Consider the following 23453-nt stretch of genomic DNA (forward strand, 5'->3'; position numbering starts at 1 on the left):
AATATTTTGCTGATTTCGTCAGCGTCTTTGTAGACGCTTTAAAAAGCATTTTGATTAATGTAATTAGTATCTTTGAGAAGAGAAAGCCAGTATTTTGTTTCCAAGCATTCTTTATAAGCAATAGACATTTTACTGGAAAAGTCAGCTACTGATATAGCTCCATTAGCTTCAGCAATATTTGCCCCTATTGATGTACCACTTTTAAGTAGCTGTTTTGATAAAACAAACTCCTTTTTTTCATTAGTTAAATATTGATAAGCCTTAACAACCCTAATCGCAAACTTATATGCTTTATCATAAGCAGCATTCTCAGATTGGCTATTCATTGTTAATTGTTAATTGATAATTGTTAATTGATCAAGAGATTGGCAACCATAGTAGCTAATTCAGTAGGATTAACAGGCTTAGAAATGTGTAGCTGGAAACCTGCTAAAATAGCTTGATTACGGTCTTCAGTTCTAGCATAAGCTGTTAAAGCTATAGCCGGAATTTTGCCTCCCTGTTCTGGATGCAACGCTCGAATTTTGCGAATTAAGGTGTAACCGTCTTCTCCTGGCATACCAATATCACTTACTAAGACATTTGGCTGCAATTTTTGGAGTAGTTCAAATGCCTCGCGTGCGGAACTAACTGCTGTGACTTCTGCGCCATAATCTCCCAGAATAGCAATTAATAACTCTCTGGCATCAGGTTCATCATCTACTACTAGGATGTGTAAACCAGAGAGAAGTGAGGAGGAAACGCTGTCAGGAGGTGGAGATAAATCTATATTTTGATTGTATGTGCTAGTTTCTGGTTTTACTTGATTGTGGTTGTGTGCGATCGCAGGTAATATAACTACAAATGTAGCTCCCTTTCCCTCGCCTTCACTCTCAACATGAACTGTTCCCCCATGTAATTCAACTAAATGGCGTACAATTGCTAACCCTAAACCTAACCCGCCATACGACCTAGTAATTGAATTATCAGCTTGACGAAAACGCTCAAATACATAAGGTAAAAACTCGCTCTTAATACCTCTTCCTGTGTCTATAACTTTAATATGCACATGATTATTAATTTGTTCTAGTCTTACTTCAACTCGTCCGTTTTGAGGGGTGAATTTAACAGCATTGGAAAGCAAATTCCACGCTACCTGCTGCAAACGGTTGGGATCTCCTAAAACTTTTTCTGTTGAATTTAATAAGCATTCAATCTTAATATATTTAGCGTTAGCAGCAGCTTGTACTGTTTCAATTGCTGCTTCAATTACAGGTACAATTTCAATCGGATGAGTCTTAAGCTGTAGTTTACCTGTAATAATTCGAGAAACGTCTAAAACATCCTCAATTAGTTGAGCCAAAGATTTAGTATTACGATCAATTGTTTCCAGCGCCCGCGCTGATGTTTGAGGATCAAATGTGCGGGTGCGTAATAGCTGAATCCACCCCACCATAGCATTAAGAGGGGTACGCAGTTCATGGGACAATGTGGCAAGAAACTCGTCTTTCATGCGGTTTGCTTGTTGCGCTTCGGTATACAAACTAGCGTTATCCAAGGCTAAAGCTGCACGATGAGCTAAATCATCAGCTAACAGTAAATCATCGTGGGTATAACTGCGCTCAAATCCAGGTGTTACACAAAAAGTTAAAGTTCCCAGGATGCGATCGTGGGCTATTATTGGGACTGTAATTAATGAGCGAGAGTTTAAACCACGCAAAAACTGCAAATGCTCGGAATTAATCGCAATTTTCTGGAACCACTCATCAGAAACTTCTGGAATAAATTGGGCTTTTCCTGTTAATAAAACTGAAGTCACGGGGTGAGCTTTAACATCGTGGGTTGGGACATAGTACTGCACCTGATTAAACCATTCTTTCTTATTTGGATCGGCGTGTCGCCACACTACGCGCTCAATTTTATTCTCCGGTGTTACAGCATCAAAAAAGCAAAAATCCGCTATACCTGGCACAACTAAATCAGCAATACTCGATAGTATAGTTTTGTAATCCAGAGAGCTTGACAGCACTCTACTCGCTTCGGCTAAAAAGGCTACTCGCTGCTGTGCGGCGGCGCTTCGGGCGGCTTCGTTAACAGCAACAATTCGGGCTGCTTGCTCAAGTTCTAACAGCTTTGTACGTTCTGCCTCTAACTGCTTACGCTTAGTAATATCAGCAATAATTGATATACAGTTGAGATTACCTTGGTGATCTTGTAGCAGTGCTGCCCACAAAGCAACATCAATCATTACACCGCTTTTAGTTTGGCGACGTGCTTCTAAACCGATAAATTGTTGACCTTGCTTAATAGCATCCAGGTTAGCGATAAATTCCTGTTGTTTGTGTTCAGGAACTGGAGGAATAAATTGACCTATGGCTTCTTGTTCGCTCCAACCGAAGATAGTTTCAGCAGCAGGGTTCCAAAGTTTTACAATGCCATTAAAATCGAATACTGTAATTGCGAGTGGGCAGGCTTTAATTAGTGCCTGAAGAGTTTGGTTAGTTGCTTGCAGTTCTGCTTCTGCAAGTTTGCGTAAGCGAAGCTCGTTGTAAACGTCGCTAATATCTGCACAGGAACCGATATAACCGATAAATGTACCATCTGGTAAAAATCTAGGAATACCTTTATTTAAAACCCAACGATATTCTCCATCAAAACGTTTGAGGCGATATTCCATTTGAAATTCTTGGTGGGCATCAAAGGAATTTGTATAGATATCTAAATAGCGTTGCAAGTCCTCTGGATGAACTATTTCAGCCCAACCATTACCCAACTCTTCTTCCAATGTCCTGCCTGTAAAGTCAAGCCAGCGTTGATTAAAGTAATAACAAAGTTTGTCTAAGCCAGACATCCAAATCAATACTGGCGCAGTATCTGCCATGATCCGAAAGCGTTCCTCGCTTTCCCTAATTGCGTCTTCAGCTTGTTTACGCTCTGTGAGATCACTAATTAAGGCAACAAAACCTTTAACTTCTTTGTTATGTCCAAATTGGGGAACGTAAGTAATACTAACGTAACGTTTTCCCATTTTATGATAATATATTTCGCTTTCAAAACTTACTTGTTGTCCTGACAATACTGTTTTAATATAAGGAAAAACTCTTTCATAAGCTGCGACACCTAAAACTTCTTGAATGTGCTTGCCATATATTTCTGTAGGGGAATTTCCCCACCATTCTTCGTATTTTTGATTATTAAAGCGATAGCGTTGTTCTGTATCAATATAGGAAATTAACACCGGAACTGCATTAGTAATTAAAGTCAGTTCAGCTTCTCTTTCCTGTAGTGCATCTTCTGCCCGTTTGCGAGCAGTCATATCTTCATGGATTAGCACTATTTCGCGGATACTACCGTCTTCATTTTTTACGGGATAAGCAACAGCACTCACCCAACGAATCGGGTCTTGATTAATTGTGCGATCGGGAATACTTTCATTAGGATCATACTTGATTGCGGGAATTTCTACCGCTTCCCCAGCAAATGCTTGTTTAATATAGGGCATTATACCCTTTTCTACTAATTGCTGATCTTCCAACATATTGTATTCTGGAATTTTGTCTATGCTTATTCCCCAAAGTTTTTCCCATGCACGATTAACTTTGATAGTTCGACCATCAGAAGCAAGGATTTGAATACTTAAAGGTGATTGTTCTATTAAAGTACGGAATCTATTTTCACTTTCATTGATTGCTTTCTCTATTTGTTTGCGTTCACTAAGATCAATTAAAAATCCGATTCCAACACCCTCATCACCAGGAATATATGCTGTCCCAACTAATACAGGTATACGGCTACCATCTTTACGGATATATTCTTTCTCAAAAGGAGTATGTTTCTGAGTTCGCTTCATCTCCTCAATCGCTTGTAAATCTAAATGGCGATATTCTGGGGGAGTAATTTCTAAAAAGTTGATTTTTCCTGAAAGTACTTCTGACCGTGTATAGCCTAAAATATTCAGCCAAGCATCATTGGCTTCAATTATATTGCCGTTAAAGTCGGCAAATATAATACCAATCAGGTTGGAGTCTACTAAATGCTTCAGGCGAGATTCGCTTTGGCGCAAAGCTTGTTCAGCAAGCCTACGTTTAGTAATATCTAAAACAAAAAATGCACCTTTGTCTGTATATCCATTAAAACTGCAACCTCCAATCAAAATTGGTACACGGCTGCCATCTTTACGAATGTACTCTTTCTCAAATGGCGTACAAAATCTATTATTTTTAATTTCTGTCAGTGCTATTGCATCTAAATGAAAATATTCTGCTGGTGTTAAGTCCTGCCAGCGAATTTTTTTATCAATAAAATCTGCTTCTCTATACCCAATTATGTTTAAAAAAGCGGCATTTGGATCTTTAATAGACCCATCTGATTCCCAAAAGGCAATCCCAATCATATCGGATTCAACTATGCTGCGGAATCGCGCTTCGCTTTCTTTTAAAGCGAATTCTGCTTGCTTGCGTTCTGTGACATCGGTGAGCATAGCTATGCCACCGATAGATTCTCCATTTTGATCGATAATTGGACTACTGGTGACAATTGCCCATAGTTCTGAATTATCTTTACAACGAAAACAAAAGTCGTATTGCTCTTTAATACCTTGCTTACGTCTTTGAAGGATTTGTTCTACTTGCTCGCGCTTATCTTTATCTATAAAATCAAAAACTTTACGACCGAGCATTTCTTCTGAGGTATAACCCAACATTTCAGCTAAACGCTGGTTGACAAATTCTGTTTCTGCGTCAGAATTATATTTCCAAATACCTTCGTAAGCTGTATCAACTATTAAGCGATATTGTTCCTCGGAAGCTTTGAGCTTGATCAGACTTTTTTCAATTCGCTGTTTAGCTGCCCGTAGTTCCGAATTTAATGAACTGATTAGTAGTGTTACTAATACAAATACACCCAGGCGTACAATATGGGTTAAATCATTAATAGCAAAATTATGTAAGGGAATAATAAAAAAATATTGAATAGCTATAGTAGATAACAGTGTTGCTAGTAATCCCGCATTCATACCTCCATACCAAGCACTAACGGATACGGCAGCATAAAATAGGGGTAAATTTGTGGTTCCAAGTAGTGGCTTTAGTAATAATGTTAGGCTCAAGGCGCTGGCGACTATCCCTAAAGTAACTATGTAAGGTTTGGTGCGATCGCGTATTACTCTTAACATTTTGTCTACTCCTTGATTTAGCCAAAAAGAATCCTTGGCTGAGATAATTTATTAAATATTCTCTGTTGGCTTGCGAAAAATAGATGCGATCGCACACTTCCCCCATCCACCCATTACCTTAGAATAAACAGGGTGTTTGCTTTAATATAATGGCTCGTACCCCCACACTATCTTATGATCGCGGCACTCTGATTTTCCATCCGCCACCAAGGGGAAAAGTTTGGGTGGAATACGCTACTTGGGACGATCGCGTAGAAAAGTTTCGTATCCCTGCTATTTACTATCGTCCACTTGTAGAAGCACTACAAGCCGAGAAAATTAATTTTATTGATGAAGCTAAGGCATTTTCTCCACTGGAATTAATACCTAGTTTGGAAATGGAACCTTATCCCCATCAAAGTGAGGCGTTATTAGCTTGGAAGTTAGCAGCAAGACAAGGGGTTGTTGTCTTACCTACTGCTGCGGGTAAGACTTATTTAGCTCAATTAGCGATGCAGTCTACGCCACGCAGTACGCTGATTGTAGTACCAACGTTGGATTTAATGCACCAGTGGTATGCTCATCTGGAGGCAGCATTTCCTGACGTGGAGGTGGGTTTATTAGGGGGAGGTTCGCGCGATCGCACTCCCATTCTTGTGGCAACATACGATAGTGCGGCAATTCACGCAGAAGCTTTGGGCAATTTGTATGCTTTATTAATCTGTGATGAGTGCCATCATTTACCGACAGATTTTTATCGGGTAATTGCAGAATATGCGATCGCACCTTATAGATTAGGATTAACTGCAACACCGGATCGCTCAGATAATCGTCATAATGACTTAAATACGTTACTAGGTAAAGTTGTTTATCATAAAACGCCAGAAGAATTAGCTGGTACTGCCCTAGCACAGCATAAAATAGTGCAGATTAAAGTTAAATTATCAATAGAAGAGCGCGATCGCTACAATCAACTTATCCAAGAACGCAATAAATTTTTAAGACAATCCAATATTTCTCTAGGTAGCCTTCAAGGATGGCAAACATTTGTGCAAGCTAGTTGCCGTTCACCAGCAGGGCGTAGAGCTATGTTAGCTCATCGAGAAGCGCGAGAAATCGCTTTAGGAACAGATAGTAAATTAAAAATATTAACTGATATACTCACGCAACATTATCCAGAAAGGACAATAATTTTTACCGCCGATAACGCCACAGTTTACCGCATTGCTCAAGAATTACTCATTCCAGCAATTACCCATCAAACCCCAGTAAAAGAACGTCACGAAATCCTGACGCGCTTCAAAGAGGGTGAATATAAATGTTTAGTAGTGTCTCATGTGCTTAACGAGGGGGTGGATGTTCCAGATGCGCGTGTGGCGATTATTTTATCTGGTACTGGTTCTAGTCGTGAGTATATTCAAAGATTAGGGCGAGTGTTGCGTAAAGGTACAGACCAGAATAAGCGTGCTGTGCTGTATGAGGTTGTAACAGAGGATACTAGCGAGGAACGGACTTCGGAAAGAAGGAGAGGAGAAGATAAGGAGAATAAACCGCCAAGACGCAAAGAACGCCAAGAGAAGAAGGAGGAGAAGTATCAGCAGTTGGAAATTGTTAAGCCTACGCCACTTTATGGCAGCAGTACTAAGCGTACTAAGAAAGCGGCTGAACCTTCTACTAAGTGGAAAGATGATTCTGAGACTCCTGAAGGTAATTGATAATTGTTAATCGTAAAGCCCAATTTTGCAACTGACCACTACTCACCAGCCACCACTCACGCAAAATACGACCTTTAGCAGAGGAATCAATAGACACCTTGAGAAAGTGGTTAACTCTCACCCCACGTTCAAAGCTATTCACCGAATACTAAAAGCATAGAGTTCAAACAAACGGTTTAAAGCTTATGAAACGCCAGGGTGAAGCACAAACATCTATCTCTCTCCAATCTCAAGTTGCTGCTACCAACAAAAAACTTTCTCTCCGCGCCTCCTTATTAAGTGCATTGCTGCTAGTTTCCGGTGGCACAATGACACTAACCGCATTGACTCAAACCGCATCTGCAAATGGTGTTACTGCTACTGCTGCTGTAAATAGCAGAGTAATATATGTAAACCCCGCTACTGGTACTGATAGCCCTAACGCTGGTACTAGCGAAACTGCACCACTACGCAGCATTACTTCTGCACTACTGATGGCTACTGCTGGTACAGTTGTACAACTAGCCCCTGGTTCTTACACAGCTAATACAGGCGAAATCTTTCCCCTAGTTGTCCCTGCTGGTGTAACTTTGAAAGGTAATGAGGCTACTAAAGGTAATGGCATCAATATCACTGGTGGTGCATCTTACGTTAGCCGTATTGAAGCAACTCAAAGTGTCACAATTCTTGCTTCTAATGATACTGTAATTAGCGGTGTAACTATTACTAACCCGATTATTCGCGGTACAGGTTTGTGGTTAGAATCAAGCAACGCCACTGTTACTAACAACACTTTTGTTAACAACAAGCGCGAAGGTATCTTTGTTACTGGTTCATCCGCAGCAATTATTGATGGTAACAAATTTACTCAAAATAGCGGTAACGGTATTACTATCGGTCGCACTGCTAAAGGTGAAATCCGCAATAATGTCTTTGAAAACACTGGTTTTGGTATCTCTTTGAGTGAAGAAGCATCTCCTTTAATCGCCAACAACCGCATCACTAAAAACGTTGATGGTATTGTAGCTGCTTACTCAACTGCCCCAGTATTACGAAATAATGTCATTGAAAGTAATCAACGTGATGGCATTGTAGTAGTTAGTAGTGCTAAACCTGACTTAGGGACAGCAGCAAATCCTGGTCAAAATCGCATCCGTAATAACGGACGCTATGACCTCAATAATGCTACTCGTAGCAATACATTGATTGCTTACGGTAACGATATCAACCAAAAACAAATTCTTGGTAAGGTAGACTTTGTAGGTGCGGTTATAGCTGGTAATCCTGCTGGTGATAATTCTGGCTCAACTACATTAAAAGATGTTCAAGGTCACTGGGCGCAAGCTTATATCCAAAACTTAGCATCTCAAGGTGTGATTGCTGGTTTTAGTGATGGTACTTTCCGCCCCAATCAACCTGTAACTCGCGCACAATTTGCCGCAATTATTAACAAGGCATTTGCTCCCGCAGCAGAAAGAAGTGCTACTAAGTTTGCTGATGTTAGTAGCAAATCTTGGGCTGCTGCTCCGATTCAAACAGCTTATCAAGGTGGCTTTTTACAAGGTTATCCAGGTAATAAGTTCTTGCCAGAACAACCAATTGCTAAAGTTCAAGTTCTGGTTTCTCTAGCTAGTGGTTTGAAGTTACGTTCTGAAAATACCAGTGTACTGTCGGTTTATTCAGATGCTAACTCTATTCCTAACTATGCTCTGACAGCAGTTGCTGGTGCTACTCAGCAACAAATGGTGGTTAATTATCCAATTGTTAATCAACTCAATCCTAACCAACAAGCTACCCGCGCTGAAGTAGCAGCTTATGTCTACCAAGCTTTGGTTAAATCAGGACGCGCAAGTGCTATTCCCTCAGATTATCTGGTAAGGAATCCTCTAACTGCTCAACGTTAAACGCAAATTTAAGTAAAAGTTAGAGAACGGTTAATGTTAATACAAGAAAGGGTAGGGCTTATCTTAAGCTTTACCCTATTTTGTTTAGGGAGAGGGGCAGGGGAGCAGAGGGGGGAAAATAGTAAAGTCTGGGCGGGTTTATGAATATTATTGCTGTGAGTATAAGCTGTCTGTCAACCCGCCCCTACTGTTAAATTAAATCCCTGATGGTAGTGTGACAGTAAATGTTGTACCTACGCCAACAACGCTGTCTACTGAAATTTGTCCCCCGTGTAAATCAACTGAATGTTTAACAATCCATAATCCTAGCCCTGTTCCAGAAATAGAACCGACATTTATTGCTCTTTCAAATGGTTGAAACATTTGAGCTTGATAATCTGTTGGGATACCGATTCCTTGATCTTGGATACGGAAAATTACTTGCTGGCGATCGCAACTTATTTCTAAACTAATAGTACCGCCTTGAGGTGAATACTTAATGGCGTTAGAAAGTAAGTTTCCGAGAATATGTAACAAGAGTTTTTCATCTGAAATCAACTCTATGTTTTCCTCCGTAGTGGATAAAGTTAAGGTATGTTCAGGGGTAGCAATTATTTTAAATTCTTCTATCAGATTTTTACAAAATGCGATCGCATCTAACCGAGATGGCTTAAATGATAGCTTCCCTAAGTCTGTCTTACTCCAAACCAGCACCTCTTCTATTAGCTGGTTCATCTTCTTTACTGATCCAGAAATTCGCTCATAATGCTTATCTTTTTTCTCTTGAGAAAATTTCTGCCCGTAATCTTTAAGTAAATGAGTTGATGTTAAGATAGTAGTTAAAGGATTCCGTAAATCGTGGGAAACACTTGCTAGTATCCTTGATTTATCTTGATTAACAGCTTCTAAGATTGATAAGGACTTGCTAGTTTTTAAGTGTTCCTGATGTTTAGCTAGTGCTATTTTAATTGTAGCGTTAATTTCTCTTTCCTTAAATGGTTTCAAAATATAACCATAAGAACCTGTTTTTTCGGCTCTCTCTAAAGTATCATCGTCAGCATAAGCAGTAACAAATATAACGGGTGTTGTTGATTTTTCGTGGATTATAGCAGCAGTTTCAATGCCATCTAATTCCCCTTTAATCACAATATCCATTAAAATTAAATCAGGCTGTAATTGCTCGACACTTTGAATTGCCGCTTCTCCCGAAGAAACAATATCAACTACGGTATATCCTAAATCTTGGAGCTTACGATCTAAACTTCTAGCAATAAGTAACTCATCTTCAACAATTAAAATTTTGATATCATTCATGTATTAAACTCTTTTTTTATATTGCAGTTCAGTAAAAGTTAAGTTAAAAGCAGTTCCGTCTTCTTTAGTTAAGTTAATTTCACCTTCTAACTGTTCAGTTAAAGTACATACTAATTGTAATCCTAATGATTCTGTATTACGGAAATCTACATTAGGTGGAAAACCAATTCCATTATCCTTAATAATCAGAATAATTTTCTTCCTACTGTCTTGGTGTAACTTCAAAAGCAGTTTACCGCTTCGATTATCAGGGAAGGCGTGTTTAAAAGCATTAGAAACTAATTCGTTAACAATTAAACCACCAGGGTTAGCTGTTTCAATATTCAGTTCAACGGGGTCGATATCGAACTCAACTTGAATGCGCTCTTCCGTGATATTATAAGAGCTAATTAAGTTATATACTAAATTTTGAATATATTCTCCAAAGTTAATCTTTTCTAAATTTTTAGATTGATATAATTTTTCATGGATTAATGCCATTGAGTAGATTCGATGCTGGCTATCTTCAAATACTTTGATAATTGCCGGATTATTAATATATTCTGCTTGAAATTCCAGTAGGCTAGAAACAACTAGCAAATTATTTTTGACTCGATGGTGAATTTCTTTAAGCAATATCTCTTTTTCTTTTAAAGAAGCTTTAATTTCTTCTTCTGCTTGTTTACGGTCGCTAATATCGCGACCTTCTGGAATCAGCATTACCACTTCTCCTGCCTCATTTGTGACAGGCTTAATAGAGAAGTCAATTGTTACTATCTTACCGTTGGCACTGATGACATCAACTTCGTAACGGGTAAAATTTCCTGATTCTGCTTGTACTATTGCAGCCTGCAATTGCGACTGATTATTTCTAGATAAATTCCAACAAGGCATCTCCCAAAATGGCTGATTGATCATATATTCTGGAGGCAGTCCCATAAATTTCAAGGCTGTTTGGTTCGCCTCCAAGAGAGTACCATCTGGCTTTAGTAACCAGATAAATTGAAATGAGGAGTTAAAAATTGCTCGAAATCGCCGTTCATTATCCTGCAAAGCACCTAATAGTTGTGCCTGTGCCAAAGCGATGCTAACTTGATTAGCTAATTGCTCTAGCAACTCAGTTTCAAATTCTGTCCAAATACGAGTGCTAGAACAATGGTGGGCAATTAATAATCCCCAGAGTTTTTGATTTTGCACAATTGGCACAATTAGTTTTGCTTTGACAGCAAATTGCCTCAAAAATTCTACTAAACAGGGAGTTTCCTCACTGTAAGCTTGTTCTACATTCTCAATTGATTGTACCTTTCCCAACTTATATAATTCTTGATACTCCACAGGAAAAACTTCTTCGGGAAAAGGAATACCTACAAGCACTGGCAATCCAGGTAAGACTGCCTCAGTAATAGTACAACCACTCCCATCCGATAAAACGCGGTAAATCAACACGCGATCAACCTGAAGAATTTTTTGAACTTCTGTGACAGTGGTTTGAAGAATTTCCTCTAGTTGCAAAGACTGACGAATTTTAAGAGTGATTTCAGCAAATAATTGTGATTTCAAATTTTGGCGCTTTAAAGCTGCTTCCGTCTGTTTACGCTCAAATATTTTGTACTGCAATCGCTGATTAGCACGCTCTAATTCAATAGTCCTTTGTGTAACTCTAATTTCTAGTTCGTTTTTAGCTTTTAGTAGTGCTACTTCTACTCGCTGACGTTCTGCTAACTGAATCTGCGCTTGCTGATATAGTTCAGATTGCTGGATAGCAATTGATAGTTGCACTGCTAATTCGTCAAGCAAGTTTAATTGATTTTCTTGCCAGTGGCGAGAATTAGAACACTGATGGACAATCAATAAACCCCACAAATAATGCTGCTCGGATTCAATGTTATTTTGTAGTACAATTGGTACGATTAAATTAGCTTTAATTTGTAATTGTTCTAGTACTTTAATATGGCAATTAGCCAATCCAGCTTCGTAAATGTTAGGAATTGACCGCTTGTAACCTTGACGGTATTTTTCACCTACTTGGCGTTGAAAGCAGTTATCTTGAAAATAGCTGCCTAAAGCTGATACCCAACCTTCGCCGACAGATTCAGCGACAACAGTACCGCTAAGTTGAGATTTCAATTGATAAACTACCACTCGGTCAGCACCTAGTAATTTTCGTACCTGTGTAACGGTTGTATTGAGAACTTCTTCGAGATTGAGAGATTGCCGGATTTGTAAAGCAATTTGAGCAAGCAGTTGATTACGTTGTAATGCTTCTTGGGTGCGCTCAAACTGTTGCTTTAGTTCTTTTTCTGCTTTTCGGCGTTGTAGTACAGATGATATTCTAGTAGCAAAAAGTCTCAGGTATTGTTCTGCAACTTCGCAGTTAGAAAGAGGCGATCGCCCCATAATATAGATTAGTCCTAAACTCTGACCTGCTGAATCCAGTAGGTGGATACCGAAATAACTTTCCACCCCCATTTGTTTTAACAATTCATTCTCAGGAAATTGCTGTTGAACTTTTTCTGGGTAGATACATATTCCGCCCTGCAAAACCTCTTTACAAATACTGTTAGCTAACTCGTACTCAAAATTTTCTACAATTTGACCTTCTGCACAGACAGCTAATGTTCTGATGGAATGGGAATTAGGCTTTTCTACTCGCTCACCGATAATGGCGTATTCTACCTCTAGGGTTGAGACTAAAAATTGCACCAGATATTGTAATAATTCATCCCCAGTTGCAGAGGCAATTTTTAAGAGGTCGTTTGATAATACTTCTTCTATTGGAAAGCCTGGAGATGACATGAGGTTTCTTTTATTAAAAGCGATTGAATTTGATTTTATCCATCTTGAGGGATGAGTCAAAAAAAAATCAAAAACATAGCTAGATTAATTAACTATACCTAAGCTAGCCATTTTTAACGGTAATATAGATTACATATAAGTTAAAAAAATGTCTGATATAAGCATTTAAGAGCCAAAATTGGTTAATTCTGGCTCTTTTGTACTTTGAATGATCAGCTAGGCAGCGCGATCGCTTCCGAATTCTGTTAAGAATCTAAACGCTTTCACAATAAAACCTGCACATTCTCTCGGAGAAGTACCATAAAAAGCCCGCCACGCCCCCGCTTTATACTCATCATATCTATCGGCTTTCTCTGGAAACCTTTCTAACCAAGCAAGGCGCACAGCATGACCAATTATTACATCTAATACTAAATATTCTTCTATTTGTAAATTAGGATTGCGTTCTGCGATCGCAGCTAATTCCATCAATGTCTCAATATTAACTTGTCGATACTCTGGCGCTTGAATTTTATTCAGTAAATGCTCAATCCGCAAAGCAAAATTCTTTTCTCCAGGTGTCATTTCCGAAAGAATTACATCACTATCCAAACGATTTCGTCGTTCTAACTTATCACCAATTACTAACCCCTTAGAATGCTTCATTAATTTCCAAACATTCGGGTAAAAGTCTTTAGGAACGCGATTAATTGCCCCATTTAACTGTCGTTGTCGTAACCAACCTGCAAAGGGGACTTCTCCCTCATCTTGTTCCATTGGTAGTACAACCCAATCAATATCTTGCTCTGGTTGTTTAACGTGCAAAGATTCTTGTTGACGTAGCATTTGATTCATGCCTTCATACCCAGCTAAAACTTGACGTAAATGAGTTTTAATTTCAAATGGACTTAATGCCATTAATCGCTCATAAGCTTCATCTTGAGTTACTTTTAATTCAACTGCTAACTCACTTGTCAGCAACAAAATTAAATAACCAACCCGCAACGTTAACAAGTTATCAAGTAGTTGCGGGTCTGACTTGATTAACAAACCAAGATAAATTAGAATTTCTTGAGTAAGAACGCGATCGCGAATATCTTCCCGACAAAACTCATTAATCTTATCCATAATTTCTGGATAAGACATCGGGCGTGTAATTAAAGAAGCCTCACTGTAAGCTTTCCCTACAGTTACTTGCTTACCCCGTACTAAAATTTCTGTCACCGCGTCCGATAAACCAATATCAACCTTATTTAATAACGCCGCCGCATAGCGAATTACAGACCAATGAGGAGATCTACCTTCACCCCCCGCCTTGATATAAACTTCATTCAATAAATCTGCAACTGTAACTTTTAGTCCTGAACCTCCAAAACCTGTATCAAAATCTATTCCTTGTAAACGGTTGAGTGTTTGTAATAACTCAATTTGTTGATAGATATTTTCTGACTCACGCAAACTTCTTAGCAACAACCCTAAATTAGTTTCACACTCTAGTAAAAATTCTTGGGTATTACTTAAAGGAAAATTCTGATCGGGATGGTAAGGCAAATAGTAACAAGCAGGCGCAGCATCTTTAACAGCAGCTTGGGTAAATTCAAAATCGTGGAGAAAATCAATTCTCTCTCTCCCAGAAGTTAGCATTAATTGATTAATTCTGCCTAATCTTACTGGTACACCATTACACACTCCGTTTTGTAATTGGTTCATCAGTTTAAGTAACGGGGAGTCAAATTCTTGAGTGAGATTTTTTGAGCTTTTTACAAATTCCTGACTTCCCTCTGCTAACAAAGCATGAGTTAGCAACAGAGTAATTGTGGGACGACCTAATTCACACCAATGCTCGTGAATATAAGCTAATTCACTTTTGATTTCAGCTACTAAAAAATGGTAATCTAACGTTAAATAGAACTGCTGTTGGTCTAAAAAGGAAGGTAAGAAAACAATTGTTTCTCCCCGAATTTTAAAAATTCTCGCAGTTGTCAAACTTCGTAAACGTCTTACTGGTCGTCCCGTCATACTAAGTTGATCATTACGACCAATTTGATAATAAATATCAGAAAGTTCCATCGCCTGACGGATAGAAATTGGTTCTATTTGTGTCGGCGTTTGTGAAGCAAATCCATAATCTGCTAATTGCGCTTGTAAATCTTCATCTTCAGCAATTAATGCTATTTGTACTACTGGCTTGCGGTTACTTCCAATAGATAAATGGCGACCTAGCGGATCAACATCTCCAGGTGCTAATAATCCCTCAATTAAAAGCTGACCTAAGAAATATAAACTTTGCGCCCAAACCAGGGGAACATTTTCATTAGGCAAACGCTTTTGACTATGAGGAGATGCTTTTTCTGCTGCTACATTTTCTGCTGGTACATAATAAAGTTCTGGTAATAATTGCCCACCGTTTTCAACTAATAAAGATGATAAACGCTGTTGGTAATCTTTTACTTGTTCGCTATCTCCTCTAAATACACCATCTAACAGTAAATATGTAAAAAATAACGGCCACTCGCACTCAATATGCTCAAATTGCTGTAATTCCCAAGGTTCATAATGTAAGCGAGTTGTATCTTCTAAAACTGTTTGATGTCCATCGCGTAAAAACCGTTTGCAACCGTAGCGTCCTTGTAACTTTTCAATAATTTTTGTGCGTGTGCGTTTTATTAGTTGCACATCTTCAATTGCAAATGCCGGAAAACTGATAATACTTAACAATGCTGCATCAGTTTCCTTTGAGCTAGATTCTCTGGGTAATAATGATTCTAAGGTAAGACGCGATCGCGCAATTTCATCTGCTAAAACATGAATAACAGAAGCTTGATCACCCCGTACCCCAAATAAATTCAATCCATTAATTGCTTCCAACGCAGCTTTAGCCATCCCCACCGAACTAGCATTTAATTCTGGGTTGCCACGATTAGCTTTATTCCCTCTTTCCCATAACCCATAATCTGGTGTGCGGTAAGTCCGCCCAATGTAATACACCAAATTCTGTACAAAATTTACTTCATCAATAGAATAAATAATATGCAGCCCTGAAGCCGTCATCTGCGCCAGCATCAGAATAAATAGTGAGGTTGCATCTAATTGCAAATGTCCCCACTCATCATCACCCACCACTACATCACCAGTTTGGGTATTATATTTAGCGTGCAGCGCATCTAAAGGCGATTGAGTTTGTTTGAATCGTTCGACCTTGTGCGCTTGTCGCATCATCGCAAACAACAGCCCGCGCATCAACTTAATTACACTGTGTTCTAGTTCAAATAACCGCCCTGGATCAGTATCTACCTTGCGATACGCGATCGCCAGTCCCCAAACCGCCAAAATACTATAAACATTGTCCCGCACCCAAGCATCTGTATAGTCGCCGTGAGCAGTAATTGCAGTAGAAGCTGGTAACAAACCCGTAATCGGATTTTGGCGGTTAAGTATTACAGCTTTGATTTGTTGGTAGTAATGATCCAATCTGGATTGCTGTTGAGCGGTGTTGATTGACATTTGCTTCACTGGCGACAAAAAAATCAACCTTGTGGCTGAGGACAAAATCTCTTCTTCCACAATATATCCACAATCCACCGTTTTAAAACAGTTACAAAGCTAACTTTCTCTCTTGCCGTTTTGGAAAAATTTGTTTACATTACTTTACATAAATTTACTAAGCTTGGTTGATAAATTGCCAATATTGTTTGAAAAACCCTTAAATTCTCCAAATACTGAGAATCACTAACCTTTTACTTTCCATTCATTTCTACGAATATGATTAAAGTTAATTACATCAATTCCTACTGTTTGCAGATAATTAGCTAATCTAAAATCATCTGTAAGCACTAAGTAATCTTTAGCTAGAACAATAATTCCACAATCTGTAAGCCCAAACTTAGTAAAGTTCTCCAGCTTGGTAGCTGTAGCACTTTCGATCTTAGATTCAGTTAACCTGTGGTTAATAATATCAGCAAATATAGACAAGCACTGCGAACGTTCTGGTTCACCTATCTGATTAATCAAACTATTAACTTCAGTCAATATATGAGGAGTTGTAACAATTTTATTAAAAAATAAGATAATCCTTAAAAGTAAGTCATAATCTTCTGCTGTAAATTTTTCAGTGCGATTAAACTTAGATATTCTCCCACGATTAGCAGTACCAACAAACCAGAGAAGCAGTATATTTGTATCAATTAAAATTCCCTTTTGTTTGTAACGCTCCAAGATAGGGCGAATTTCATTCATACTTCTCTAATTTTCATAGACTTAACTTCCCCAGTTTGAGCGTCTATATTAAATATTTTATATTCGCGCTCCTGTCTAGGAATAGTAGGAAGCCCAAGAGGATTTTTAGCTGTATCGGTGAGACGATTAAATCCCAATGTAATTAACCAAAAATTTTTATCTTCTGATAGCTCAACTTCCTCTAGTCTAAGGTCATTTACTTGCAGTCCCATCATATCTTTAACGGAATCAAAATATTTTTCCGCTATATTAACAGCCTCACGTACATCAATTTTAATATCTGTAGCTTTCATAAATTGCTTACTCCACTATAAATATAGACTTGTGAACAAAAAGCCAGAAATCAAGGGTTTATTCTTAATTTCTGGCTATTGATTTTTGAAAGTGCTAATTGTGATCTAACGGATGTATTCTTTCAAAATACTATTGCGATTTGGATGGCGCAATTTTCGCAAAGCTTTCGCTTCAATTTGACGAATCCGTTCGCGGGTAACATTGAAGATTTGACCAATTTCTTCTAAAGTCTTCATCCGTCCATCATCTAAGCCATAACGTAACCGGAGAACATCACGCTCACGAGGGCTAAGGGTATCAAGGACGCTTTCTAAATCTTCCCGCAAGAGATTTTTAGAAACCTCATCTTCTGGTGTTTCGCCATCAGCTTCAATGAAGTCTCCCAAACGAGAATCTTCTTCTTTACCAATGGGTGTTTCTAAAGAAATTGGAAGTTGAGCAGATTTAGCAATAAACCGCAGCTTTTCGATGGTCATTTCCATGCGAGTTGCGATTTCTTCTTCAGTTGGCTTACGTCCCATTTCTTGGGAAAGCAGCTTAGTAGTTTTCTTTATTCGAGAAATAGTTTCATAAAGATGGACAGGTAAGCGAATTGTGCGAGACTGATCTGCGATCGCTCTTGTAATAGCCTGTCTAATCCACCAAGTAGCATAAGTAGAAAACTTATAACCTTTTTCGTGGTCAAATTTTTCGGCAGCGCGAATCAAACCTAAACTACCTTCTTGAATCAGATCTTGAAATGACAAGCCCCGATTCATATATTTTTTAGCAATAGACACCACCAGACGCAGGTTAGACTGCACCATCTTGTCTTTTGCCCGTCGCCCTAAATAGAGACGATGGCGAAATTGTGGCAACGGCATTTCTACAGCCAAAGCCCATTCACTATCTTTTGGTTCGCGGTCTAGTTGAGCCTTCAACTGCTCATACACCCGCTCTAATTGCAGCAACTCAGCAATTTTACGCGCTAACTCAATTTCTTCATCTGCTCGTAGTAAGCGGATGCGACCAATTTCTTGTAAATAGAGGCGAATTGAATCTTCTGTGTAGTGCTTCTTTTTGGTTTGTGCGCGACGACGAGTAGAGCGAACCTTACCAGGCTTACTGTCGTCCTCATCAGATGGAACATCCACAATATCATCGTCTGAATCAGCTTCATTATCTAGCAAAAGTTCCAACTCGCTTCGTTCCAAATCGCTTGCATCAGGTTCTTCAGTGAGAGGTGCGATTGCGAGTACGTCGTTAGCCTGGGTCATGCCGTGTTCCTCATGCTCCTTAAATTAAAAACCAGAATATGGTGTTAGTTAATCTAACCAAAAATTAGCCAGCAATTAGTTGTACCAAACCTTCAACGCTTAATTATCGTTTTAGTCAAAAGATTTTCAAATCGCTTGCTTTTCAGTTATCCATAAAAGCGTTGAAGTAGGTGTTAATCCTGAATTTAGGTGAAACCTTTTTGATTGTAGCCTTTCTCACAAAAATTGCACGTTTTTGGTTTGTTTTATTTCTAAATTTATAAAAAAACTTTAAACGTCGTTTATTTTCGTAATTTAAGCCAGGGTTTACTAACGCTTGAGTAACAGGATACCCAAGGAAAGTCATTTTTTTAGCTTGATGAAAGCTAACTGCAAAATTGTTTGTCACTCCCACCCGATCAGTTTAGCTGCTACTTTTTGATTTGCCTAGTGTATTGATCGTTAAACTTCACAAAAATCTTGGCTTAATTACCATTATTGGGAGTTGATGCCTAAATCTTAATTTCACAGCTTATTGGCTGCTATACAGATTGTTGGCTCAAATCTCTTCCGACATTTTAATGAATTTGGCTCAAGAATGCCATAAAAGTAGCTAATAGATATTCTAATTTTGCCATCAGAGGAAGTAGGACAAGCAAATAATTATTTTTATCCGATTACAAGTTAAATGAAGGTGAAAGTATGGGTGCTGTTAGCGGATCAGCAAAGGATGTATTAGTGAGTTGCAGATCAGCTTTTAAAGCTAGGCAGTGTTTAACTGAAGTTTCTCCCAAAGTCTATCAATCGTAACAAAATTATAACCTTGCTCGATCAACATGGGAATGATTTGAGCAGTAGTTTGGGCTACGTCTTGTCCTCCATAATAGCCATCATGCAGAACAATTAACGACCCATTGTGAACTTGTCGGATAATTCGTTGAGTAACAACTGAAATTCCAGGTCGTACCCAATCTTCTGGTACAACACTCCACATTACAGGTCGATAATTCCACTCGTGTAATAAATCTAAGGTTCGGGGTCTAAACAAACCATTAGGGGGTCGCACATCACGAACATATTTAGGTTCTAAATTACAGGAAGTTGCGATCGCCTCCTGGGTTAATTCCAAACTCTGCTTCAACTCCTTACTACTTAGACGAGCAAAAGAGCGATGATCGTACCCGTGTAATCCAATCCAGTGACCTCGTTGATATACAGATCTAGCCACTGCTGGTGCGCGGTTAACACAAACACCTAGCCAGAAAAAACTAGCCGAAACTTGGTAACGATCTAATACATCTAATAGCTGCGGTGTGTATTCAGGATGCGGGCCATCATCAAAGGTAAGCGCGATTTCTTTTGAATTAGCACATCCAGCCCAAAGGCAGCTAGGAAAAGTAGGTTTAAGAATTCGGTAGAGAATTGGAGTTATGGGCGCAATCGGCATTCAGTTTTAAAGCATCTAATTTTTAAGGAATTGAATTGAAGAGTGAATAATCACCTGAGATGTAAAAGCCTAGTCAAGCTAAACGACGAGGCTATTTTTTTAAGGTTAACAATAATTTCCTATTATTACTGCTTTGTGATCAAAAAATTTTGCTGTATTTAGCCTAGCTTAGGCGCAAAAATAGGTTTGTAGTGAAGCTTTAGCGCCAAAATTTTAAGATACATCTGCCCAAAAACAATGTAGAGACGCATTATTTCGCGTCTCTACGCTGAAAGCTAAAAGCTATAAATAACCCACCTTAATTTCTGGATAGGTCTAATTGATACTTAACCAAATAGTTTTTTAGTTGCTCTTTCAGCACGAGCTTCGGCTGAAGCCATTACTTCTGCGAGATTTTCTAACATCTCTCCAGGGTAATTTTCCAAAACTCTAGTAGATAAAGAAACTCGTCCTTTACCTTCATCAAGTTCAATAATCACTGCTTTAATAGGCTGACCTATTTCAAACAGCGACGGTAAGGATTCAATATACTTTTGGCTTACCTGCTTGATGTGAATTAATCCAGTAGTACCTTCAGTTTCAACGAAGATGCCGAAAGGCTTGAGACTAGAAACTTTTCCTTCAACTAACTGTCCGACTTCTAGCTGGCTAAAGCTAGCAGCGCGATTAGCTTCACGTTGGGAAAACACCAGTTTTTTAGTTTCAGGATTAACTTCCAAAAAGCTAGTAGTCAAATTTTGACCAACTAATTCGGGTAGATTTTCCCGATCAATCAAATGCGATCGCGGAATAAACCCCCGTACCCCTTGGAAATCTACTGTCACACCCCCCTTATTCACACCACTGACGCGCACTTGCACCGATTGCTTATTGTCTTGCATTTCAGCAATAGAATCCCAAGCGTGCTTAATTTGTAACTGACGGCGAGACAGTGTTACTTGACCATCTGCATCCTGTTCCCGAATAATTAGAAATTCCTGCTCCTCCTGCAATGGCAGTACTGTCGATACATCGGTTATATCGTTTGCAGCAATCTCTTGGATGGGAACAACAGCCAAAGACTTACCACCGATATCAACATATACGCCATCAGTATCATAGCTATGTACCTTGCCGCGCACGACTTGTCCTTGTTGAAAACTATAGTCGTGTTGTTCAAGGGCTTTTGCAAAGTCATCCATTGTAAATGACTGATTTGCCTTTTGAGAAGCAGTCGATTTGGAAGTCATGAGAAGTTAAGCTGATAAGTTAAACACAGATATTGATTTCAGGTTATTGTAGTTCTTTGGCAAACAACTGTTTAACCTGTTTCCAGGCATCTGCTGCTGCGTCGGGATTATAACTACTACGTTGATCGCAAAAGAATCCGTGATCAGCTTGATCGTAGCGAAATATTTGATGAGGAATTTGATATTTTTGTAACTCTTCCTCAATTTGATCTACTTGTTCAACTGGAATGCTGGCATCTTCGCTTCCAAAGAAGGCGTAAAGCTTGCCTTTGATTTCTGGGGTGCGGGTGATTGTTGGTTCGCCGTCTCCCAAGGTGGCAGTAGCAATGCGAGCGCCATAGAAGGAGGCAGTAGCTTTGATATCTGGTAGAGTCGCTGCTAGGTAGGCAACGTGACCGCCAAAGCAAAACCCGATTACGCCAAAATTTTGTTTAACATTGGGCAGACTTTTCAAGTAATCTATTGCTGCTTGAATATCGCTGAGTAACTCTGATGCTTTGGTTTGAAAAGCATAGTTTCTACCAGTTTCGATGCTTTCTGGTGTGTATCCAGCTTCAAAATTAGGGACGGTGCGTTGAAATAGTGCAGGTGCGATCGCCATATAGCCTTCTTTAGCTAGGCGTTCTGTCACATCTCGAATGTGGGAGTTAATTCCAAAAATTTCTTGTAACACCACAATACCTGGAAATACTCCCTCGCTGGCTGGCATCGCTATGTAAGCCGAAATTTGGATATCTCCATTAGAAATTTTAACGGTATCAGTACGAATTTCTTGGTCTGTCATCATAATTTTCGATTTTGTTGGCGTTGATTTTATACCAATTTGGAAAAGTATCGCTACAAATATTTGAGCTAGAAACGTACCATGCTACGTTTTTATCAAGTAATTTTTGTGTTTTAGTGGACGATCGCAACCTAAATCAGCGATAAAAGTACTTAATAGATCGCGCATCCAGCACAATAAGTTCTATATGCGCTCTTATTACAGGGTTTTAGGGTGCAAAATATGGTTCAGTTTCAAATTCAGCCAGATAGTGAAGTCCCTGCATCAAAACAGTTATTTGACCAGATGCAATTTGCGATCGCCTCTCGTCAGTTTCCACCTGGTAAGCGTTTGCCTAGCACCAGACTATTAGCTATGCAAACAGGGCTGCACCGTAACACTATTAGCAAAGTATATAAACAACTAGAAGAAGGTGGACTGGTAGACACCCAAGCCGGATCGGGCATTTATGTCCGCGCTTTAGGTCATGAGATTGGCACTCAACATCGATCGCCACTGCTGGATAACTATCCCAAAGCTAATCAAATTGTCCAAAAAAGCTTGGATGAACTACTCAACCAAGATTTTTCACTTTCTTTTGCCAGAGAATTATTTTTAGCAGAAATCGACTGGCGCTTACGCTGTAGTGCTAGAGTGCTGGTGACAGTTCCCCAAAGAGATCTTGGCGCAGGTGAGTTGATGGTGCAAGAACTCGAAGAAGCCTTAAAAATTCCAGTCCAACTGGTTCCTCTGGAAGAACTTCAAGTATTGCTACAGCAAACACACTCCGCCACAGTAGTAACTAACCGCTATTTTATTCAAGAAGCAGAAGCGATCGCTGCCCCTAACTCGGTGCGCGTTATCCCTGTGGATATTCACGACTACGAAGACGAACTCAAATTAATTACAGATTTACCTAAAGACAGCTATCTTGGGATCGTTAGCCTCAGTGCAGGTATTTTAAACGTTGCAGAAATTATTATTTATAGTCTGCGTGGCGATGATTTGCTTGTAGTGACTTGCCAAGTTACAGATACCTACAAGCTCAAAGCTATTGTACGCAGCGCCCATACCATTATCGCCGATCAAGTAACTTTACCTACGGTTAAGGCAGCAATTGCCGCCGCCAGAGAAGATATTATTCGCCCACCCCAAATATTTATCAGTGAAAACTACATCTCCACCAAGTCGATTAGTTTGTTGAAACGGGAATTGGGCTTAGAGTAATGATCAACGTAACAATAAATACAATTTTCCCAATGTTTAATTGGGAGCAATTTTTCTTTTCAGCTAATGATTTTAGCTGATAAGCTGTTGTGTTTCTAGGTTTTATCTTTGAGGGGGAGAGGAGGGAGGAGGGAGGAGGGAGGAGAGAGGGGAAAAGCGTTTGATAACTTTTCTCTTAATTTAAAAATGTACAAGTTTATTTGCGTAGACGCAAAACTTCGGCAGTAAGGTCGCTCATGCTGACAA

13 protein-coding genes and 1 pseudogene are annotated in these 23453 nt (G+C 39.2%); 3 read left to right on the forward strand and 11 right to left on the reverse strand.

What is annotated here, in order from left to right; genetic code table 11:
- Positions 1-41: 41 nt before the first annotated feature.
- A pseudogene (locus CRI9333_RS18605) lies at positions 42-326 on the reverse strand (four helix bundle protein); the annotation flags it as partial.
- A gap of 23 nt (positions 327-349) precedes the next feature.
- Positions 350-5152 (reverse strand): hybrid sensor histidine kinase/response regulator, encoded by a 4803-nt coding sequence (locus tag CRI9333_RS27885; RefSeq protein ID WP_015204718.1) that lies wholly within the window; start codon positions 5150-5152, stop codon positions 350-352.
- A 149-nt stretch (positions 5153-5301) separates the two neighbouring features.
- Between CRI9333_RS27885 and CRI9333_RS18615 the strand changes: the two genes are divergently transcribed.
- Positions 5302-6846: a DEAD/DEAH box helicase family protein gene (locus CRI9333_RS18615; RefSeq protein WP_015204719.1), complete on the forward strand. Its 1545-nt coding sequence runs from the start codon at positions 5302-5304 to the stop codon at positions 6844-6846.
- Positions 6847-7031: 185 nt separating this feature from the next.
- Positions 7032-8729, forward strand: a complete 1698-nt coding sequence (locus CRI9333_RS18620; protein WP_015204720.1) for a DUF1565 domain-containing protein — start codon at positions 7032-7034, stop codon at positions 8727-8729.
- 195 nt (positions 8730-8924) lie between these two features.
- Here the strand turns inward: CRI9333_RS18620 and CRI9333_RS18625 are convergent, their stop codons facing one another.
- The 9 genes from CRI9333_RS18625 to CRI9333_RS18670 form a co-directional block, all read right to left on the reverse strand.
- The gene (locus CRI9333_RS18625; RefSeq protein ID WP_015204721.1) at positions 8925-10022 is read right to left on the reverse strand and encodes a hybrid sensor histidine kinase/response regulator; all 1098 of its coding nucleotides are present in this window, start codon (positions 10020-10022) and stop codon (positions 8925-8927) included.
- A gap of 3 nt (positions 10023-10025) precedes the next feature.
- A complete protein-coding gene (locus CRI9333_RS18630; protein WP_015204722.1) occupies positions 10026-12797 on the reverse strand; it encodes a GAF domain-containing protein in 2772 nt (923 codons plus the stop codon).
- A gap of 216 nt (positions 12798-13013) precedes the next feature.
- Positions 13014-16280, reverse strand: coding sequence for a glycoside hydrolase family 15 protein (locus CRI9333_RS18635; protein WP_041226117.1), 3267 nt, complete (start codon positions 16278-16280; stop codon positions 13014-13016).
- Positions 16281-16505: 225 nt separating this feature from the next.
- Positions 16506-17012: a PIN domain-containing protein gene (locus CRI9333_RS18640; protein ID WP_015204724.1), complete on the reverse strand. Its 507-nt coding sequence runs from the start codon at positions 17010-17012 to the stop codon at positions 16506-16508.
- Positions 17009-17305: a hypothetical protein gene (locus CRI9333_RS18645; RefSeq protein WP_015204725.1), complete on the reverse strand. Its 297-nt coding sequence runs from the start codon at positions 17303-17305 to the stop codon at positions 17009-17011. Before CRI9333_RS18645 ends, CRI9333_RS18640 begins: the two co-directional genes overlap by 4 nt.
- Before the next feature lie 105 nt (positions 17306-17410).
- Complete coding sequence (rpoD, locus tag CRI9333_RS18650; RefSeq protein WP_015204726.1) at positions 17411-18562, reverse strand: RNA polymerase sigma factor RpoD; 1152 nt, start codon at positions 18560-18562, stop codon at positions 17411-17413.
- A gap of 742 nt (positions 18563-19304) precedes the next feature.
- Entirely contained in the window at positions 19305-19988 is a 684-nt protein-coding gene (locus CRI9333_RS18660; protein ID WP_015204727.1) for a polysaccharide deacetylase family protein, read from the reverse strand.
- Positions 19989-20314: 326 nt separating this feature from the next.
- The gene (locus CRI9333_RS18665; RefSeq protein ID WP_015204728.1) at positions 20315-21217 is read right to left on the reverse strand and encodes a S1 RNA-binding domain-containing protein; all 903 of its coding nucleotides are present in this window, start codon (positions 21215-21217) and stop codon (positions 20315-20317) included.
- A 43-nt stretch (positions 21218-21260) separates the two neighbouring features.
- Complete coding sequence (locus tag CRI9333_RS18670; protein ID WP_041226119.1) at positions 21261-22001, reverse strand: dienelactone hydrolase family protein; 741 nt, start codon at positions 21999-22001, stop codon at positions 21261-21263.
- A 222-nt stretch (positions 22002-22223) separates the two neighbouring features.
- Between CRI9333_RS18670 and CRI9333_RS18675 the strand changes: the two genes are divergently transcribed.
- Positions 22224-23207 (forward strand): GntR family transcriptional regulator, encoded by a 984-nt coding sequence (locus CRI9333_RS18675; protein WP_015204730.1) that lies wholly within the window; start codon positions 22224-22226, stop codon positions 23205-23207.
- Positions 23208-23453: the final 246 nt, after the last annotated feature.

The organism is Crinalium epipsammum PCC 9333, from assembly GCF_000317495.1.
In the GTDB taxonomy this organism is placed as follows: Bacteria; Cyanobacteriota; Cyanobacteriia; order Cyanobacteriales; family PCC-9333; genus Crinalium; species Crinalium epipsammum.